Annotated in this window: 5 protein-coding genes; 4 read left to right on the top strand and 1 reads right to left on the bottom strand. The window is 27.5% G+C overall.

The genetic code is table 11. The features are described 5' to 3' along the window. The 4 genes from AB1Z17_RS12380 to AB1Z17_RS12365 form a co-directional block, all read left to right on the top strand. Positions 1–1,345: helicase-related protein (locus AB1Z17_RS12380; protein ID WP_368052098.1), on the top strand; the 1,345-nt coding region annotated here is incomplete at its 5' end. Further along, a complete protein-coding gene (gene fmt, locus AB1Z17_RS12375; protein ID WP_368052097.1) occupies positions 1,345–2,289 on the top strand; it encodes a methionyl-tRNA formyltransferase in 945 nt (314 codons plus the stop codon). The genes AB1Z17_RS12380 and fmt, both read left to right, overlap by 1 nt. Positions 2,290–2,476: 187 nt before the next feature. Further along, a complete protein-coding gene (locus tag AB1Z17_RS12370; protein WP_368052096.1) occupies positions 2,477–2,749 on the top strand; it encodes an HU family DNA-binding protein in 273 nt (90 codons plus the stop codon). A gap of 103 nt (positions 2,750–2,852) precedes the next feature. After that, a complete protein-coding gene (locus tag AB1Z17_RS12365; RefSeq protein ID WP_368052095.1) occupies positions 2,853–3,410 on the top strand; it encodes a YqgE/AlgH family protein in 558 nt (185 codons plus the stop codon). Here the strand turns inward: AB1Z17_RS12365 and AB1Z17_RS12360 are convergent. Then, on the bottom strand, positions 3,402–3,941 hold a 540-nt coding region (locus AB1Z17_RS12360; protein ID WP_368052094.1), incomplete at its 5' end, for an aminotransferase class IV. The genes AB1Z17_RS12365 and AB1Z17_RS12360 overlap by 9 nt on opposite strands.

Raw genomic sequence — 3,941 nt, 5'->3', positions numbered from 1 at the left:
CCAAAATTTAGAAATTGAAAATGCTACTGTTTTTAAAAAATCGTTAAAACGAACTAATTTAACCTACAAAGTAATTTATACCGAAAATTACTATGCAAATTTGCTTCAAATACTAAATTATGTAAAAGAATCTGTAATTATTTATACCAATAACAGAAAGCAAACAAAAGAAGTAAACAAGTATTTAAATCAGCATAATTTTAAAAGCACTTATTACCACGGTGGATTATCTTTAGAAGAAAAAAACGCTGCTTACGAAACTTGGATTGCAGATAAAACGCCAATTATGGTCGCCACAAATGCCTTTGGAATGGGAATTGACAAACCAAGTGTACGCGTTGTAATACATTTAAATATACCCAATAGTTTAGAAAACTATATCCAAGAAGCTGGACGAGCTGGTAGAGATGGAAAAGAATCATATTCATTAATATTAACTAATAAAGCTAATTTATATGATGCCGATGTTCGATTTAAAGCAACCACACCAACTACAAAATATATTAAAGAAATTTATTTTAATTTAAATCAGTTTTTTAAAATTTCATTTGGAGAACAACCTGTAGAATCTTTTAACTTCTCTATTCAAGAGTTTTGTGCAACTTATAAATTAAACATATTAAAAGCATACAATGCCATTAAAGTTTTAGAAAGAGAAAATATTATTTTATTAGATGAAAACTTTACAAAAAAATCGACAATAAAATTTACCATTGGCAACAATCAACTATTTAATTATTTAGAAGAATACCCTTCTAAAAAGGATTTAATCAAATTAATTTTAAGAAGTTATGGAGGAATTTTTGAACATCATACAATTATTGATGAATTTAAGTTATCTAAAAAACTAGGAGTTTCTAAAGGAAATATTATTGCAACTTTACAAGATTTAAACACCAACGGAATTGTAAAATATAATTTTGAAAATTCAAATTCCAGACTGACTTTTTTAGTAATTCGAGAAGATAATTATACTATAAATAGCATTTCAAAAAATATAGAAAAACAATATTCAATAAAATACGACAAATTAACTGCAACCATAAATTTTATTAGAGATACTCAAACATGTAGAAACATGCAACTACTCTCCTATTTTGATGAAATTGTTACAGAACCTTGTGGTAAATGCGATGTTTGTACATCTAAAAATGCACCTACAGAAACAACAACCGCACTTTTATCTGAAATATTAAAACTACTTGAAGCGCAGCATTTATCTTCTCAAGAATTATCTGTGGCACTTAAATGCAACCAAAAACAGCTTTTAAATTCTCTAAAAATACTCTTAGAAAAAAATAAAATTGCCATAACTTCGCAAAATAAATTTAAACTAAACCTTTAATGAAAGATTTAAGAATTGTATTTATGGGAACACCTGAATTTGCAGTTGCAACCTTAGATGCCCTTGTAAAAGCTAAATTTAATGTAGTTGGAGTAATTACTGCACCCGATAAACCAGCGGGAAGAGGAAGAAAATTAAATGAATCTGCCGTTAAAAAATATGCTTTAGAACATCATTTAACTATTTTACAGCCAACAAACTTAAAAGATGAAAATTTTATTGCTGAATTAAAAAATTTACAAGCTAATTTACAAATTGTGGTTGCTTTTAGAATGTTACCAAAAATAGTTTGGCAATTGCCAGAATTTGGCACATTTAATTTACACGCATCATTATTACCAAATTATAGAGGAGCTGCACCAATAAATTGGGCACTAATTAATGGTGAAACAAAAACTGGTGTTACCACATTTTTTATTGATGAAAAGATTGATACAGGAAATATAATTCTACAAGAAGAAGTTGCCATTGGAAAAGATGAAATTTTAGGTGAATTATATAACAAACTAATGACTGTTGGAAGTAATTTAGTTGTAAAAACTGTTAAACTAATTGAAAAAGGAAATGTAAAAACTACAAAACAACCAGAAATTGAAGAAAAACCAGCTCCAAAAATATTTACTGAAACCTGTAAAATTAATTGGAACGACTCCTTAACAAATACCTACAATTTAATAAGAGGATTAAATCCATATCCGGCAGCTTGGACAACACTTATTAATGATAGTGAAGAAATTAAAGTCAAAATTTTTGATGTTAAACCAATAGTTGAAGAACATAGCCAAAAAACTGGAAAAATTGTAACAACAAAAAACGAAATTAAAGTTGCAGTTCCAAACGGGTTTATAAAAATTGAAAGCTTACAATTAGCTGGCAAAAAAAAGATGGATAGTAAAAGTTTACTAAATGGTTACACATTTACAGTAAATTCAAAAATGATTTAAGTCTAATTTTAAAGGGCTTAGCGGATGTTTTTACAAAAATTGAGCTATGTTATTAACATTTATTATCATTTATTAACAAAATAATCAATTTTATGGGTAAAAACTTGCATAAACCCTTATTCCATATAACTTTGTTAAGCTTATTACAAGCAAAAAATGTTTAACCTATTAATTTAAAATTTAAATTATGAACAAATCAGATTTAATTGATGCAATGGCAGCTGATGCTGGCATCTCAAAAGCAGCAGCAAAAGCAGCATTAGAATCATTAACAGAAAATGTAACAAAAACACTAAAAAAAGGTGGTAAAGTTGCGTTAGTTGGATGGGGAACTTGGTCTATCTCTAAAAGAGCAGCTAGAACAGGAAGAAACCCTCAAACAGGAAAATCTATCCAAATTGCAGCAAAAAATGTTGTTAAATTTAAAGCGGGAGCTGGATTAAGTGATGCAGTAAACTAATACATAAGAAATTTTCTTATTATAAATTAAACTCTTCAATTTTTTTGAAGAGTTTTTTTTTATTAACAAATTTTGCTATATTTAATAAACATTTAAAATAATTATGTTAGATAAAACACCTACAAAAGGTAAATTATTAATTGCTGAACCTTCTATTCTTAACGATAAAGAATTTAATAGGTCTGTAATATATTTAACAGAACATAGTGAAGATGGCTGTATTGGATTCATTTTAAATAGACCCACAGAGTTTCTTTTAAAAGATTTAATTCCTGAAATAGATTGTGATTTTACAGTTTATAGTGGTGGACCGGTTGAACAAGAAAATTTATATTTTATTCATAAAGTTCCTGAGTTAATTCCCGACAGTATTCAAATTGATACAAACTTTTATTGGGGAGGTGATTTTAACATCCTAACAAAACTTTTAAATGAAAAAGCTTTAGATGTTGCAGATATTCGTTTTTTCCTGGGATATTCAGGTTGGTCTATAAATCAGTTAAATGAAGAATTAAACGAATCTACCTGGAAAATTACTAAAAATAAATATCCAAATTTACTGACTATTAAAAGCGATGATATTTGGAAAAACCAATTAATGGCTTTTGGTGGTGAATACCAAATTTGGGCAAATGCGCCTAAAAACCCTGCTTTAAACTAAATTCTTTATTTCTAATGCCAATTCTTTTGCAATTGTTGTTTTAAACCTAGTTTTCTTATAATTTGTAACAGGCAGTATGCCAACAATTGCATTCGTTATAAAAACTTCATCAACCTTTTGCAATTCAAAAGGCGAAATTGCTTCTTCTTTTAAAATATAATCATTGCTTTTTGAAAGTAATTCAATAATTTTTTTTCTCATTATACCCTTTACACAACCTTCTTCAATTGGTGGTGTTTTAATAATGTTATCTTTTACAACAAAAATATTTCCATTTATTGATTCGACTACATGTTTTCTTTCATTTAATAATACACAGTTATCAAGTTTATTTTCTTTGGCATAAATACTAGCCAATACATTTATAATTTTATTGGTAGTTTTAATTGTAGAAAGTAACCCTGAATTCAAAAAATAATCTTTAAAAACATCTAAAGTATAAGTTTCTTTTAAAATTACATTTAAGGGTGATACTTCTACCAAATAACTACTCGAATTAGTTGCTGGAGCGTACATACCTCCATCATTACT

The organism is Lutibacter sp. (genome assembly GCF_040883305.1).
Lineage (GTDB): Bacteria > Bacteroidota > Bacteroidia > Flavobacteriales > Flavobacteriaceae > Lutibacter.
Note: the sequence above shows the minus strand (reverse complement) of the source record. Positions and strands in the feature narration are given on the sequence as shown.

Excerpts from the sequence above, each read along its gene's own strand:
- AB1Z17_RS12370 (WP_368052096.1), top strand. The coding sequence starts at position 2,477 with ATGAACAAATCAGATTTAATTGATGCAATGGCAGCTGATGCTGGCATC.
- AB1Z17_RS12365 (WP_368052095.1), top strand. The coding sequence starts at position 2,853 with ATGTTAGATAAAACACCTACAAAAGGTAAATTATTAATTGCTGAACCT.
- fmt (WP_368052097.1), top strand. The coding sequence starts at position 1,345 with ATGAAAGATTTAAGAATTGTATTTATGGGAACACCTGAATTTGCAGTT.